This window comes from Salinivibrio sp. MA427, from assembly GCF_001996115.1.
Taxonomy (GTDB): domain Bacteria; phylum Pseudomonadota; class Gammaproteobacteria; order Enterobacterales; family Vibrionaceae; genus Salinivibrio; species Salinivibrio costicola.
Map to the genome: position 1 here is coordinate 1 of NZ_MUFH01000471.1, position 1294 is coordinate 1294.

Sequence of the window (1294 nt, forward strand, 5' to 3'; positions counted from 1 at the left end):
GCATAGAGCTTAGGTCTGCGGTGCTTCAAGTTGGTGACTGAGCCTCGTTCATGCAGCATTTTGAGCTTATCAAGGTCAACATCCGCGAAGATCATCATCTCCGTGTTTGCGTTCGCCTCTGCGAGTGTCGCATCGTGAGGGAAATACACATCAGACGGTGAAAAGACCGCCGACTGGGCATATTGAATATCAACGTTATCGACACGGGGCAAGTTGCCGACACTACCACCAATAGCAACATAACATTCGTTTTCAATTGCGCGAGCTTGAGCGCACAAACGGACTCGAAGATAACCATTTTTGGTATCTGTCCAGAAAGGAACAAATAAAATCTGTACCCCTTGCTCGGCAAGGATCCTCCCTAACTCTGGGAATTCCGCATCATAACAAGTAAGAATGCCAACGCGGCCTGCGTCGGTTTCGATAACTTTTACTGTATCACCGCCATCGATCACCCAGTCTCGTTGCTCATGTGGCGTGATATGGATTTTGTACTGTTCGTCAATGCTGCCGTCTCGATGCATAAGGTAAGACACATTGTAGAGCTTGCCATCTTCGAGGACGGGCATACTCCCTGCGATAATATTGATGTTGTAAGTCACCGCAAGCTGAGAAAAGCGTTGTTTAATGGCTTGGGTAAACTCACTAAGAAAACGTATCGCCTCCACCGAGCGTTTATCTGGTGCAAGCCCCATTAACGGTGCACAGAAAAACTCCGGGAATAGGGCAAAGTCCGATTGATAATTGGCTAAAGAAGAAACAAAAAACTCGGCTTGGTTGAGCAGATCGTCAACGGATAACACGTGGCGCATCTGCCATTGCACAACCCCGAGGCGCACAATGGTTTTATCAATATCGTGCACCGATGATGCGTCTTCCTCATAAAAGAAGTTATCCCACTCCAATAATGTTGCGTAACCTGCGGATTTATCATCTTCGGGCAAATAACGATTCATTAGCCGTTTGACGTCAAAGTCATTAGACAGCTGAAACGAGAGGATAGGATCGTGAATCTCTTTACGTCTTACCTTGTTAATGTAGTCAGTCACTGACACATCGGTATGTTTGTGATAACCAGGAATGCGCCCACCCGCTAGAATTGCCTTTAGATTTAATGCTTGGCAAAGATCTTTGCGCGCCTCATAGAGACGACGTCCTAAGCGGTGCCCGCGGTAGTCTGGATGCACGAACACATCTAACCCGTAAAGCGCATCACCTTTCACATCATGAAACACTACGCCGTCGTCAGTAATGATATCGCTATAAGTATGAGGAAGAGAAAAACGGTTGTAAG

1 protein-coding gene is annotated in these 1294 nt (G+C 46.8%); it reads right to left on the minus strand.

The features are described 5' to 3' along the window. A partial coding sequence (locus BZG79_RS15665) for a bifunctional GNAT family N-acetyltransferase/carbon-nitrogen hydrolase family protein (RefSeq protein ID WP_077774872.1) occupies positions 1-1294 on the minus strand: 1294 nt, incomplete at both ends.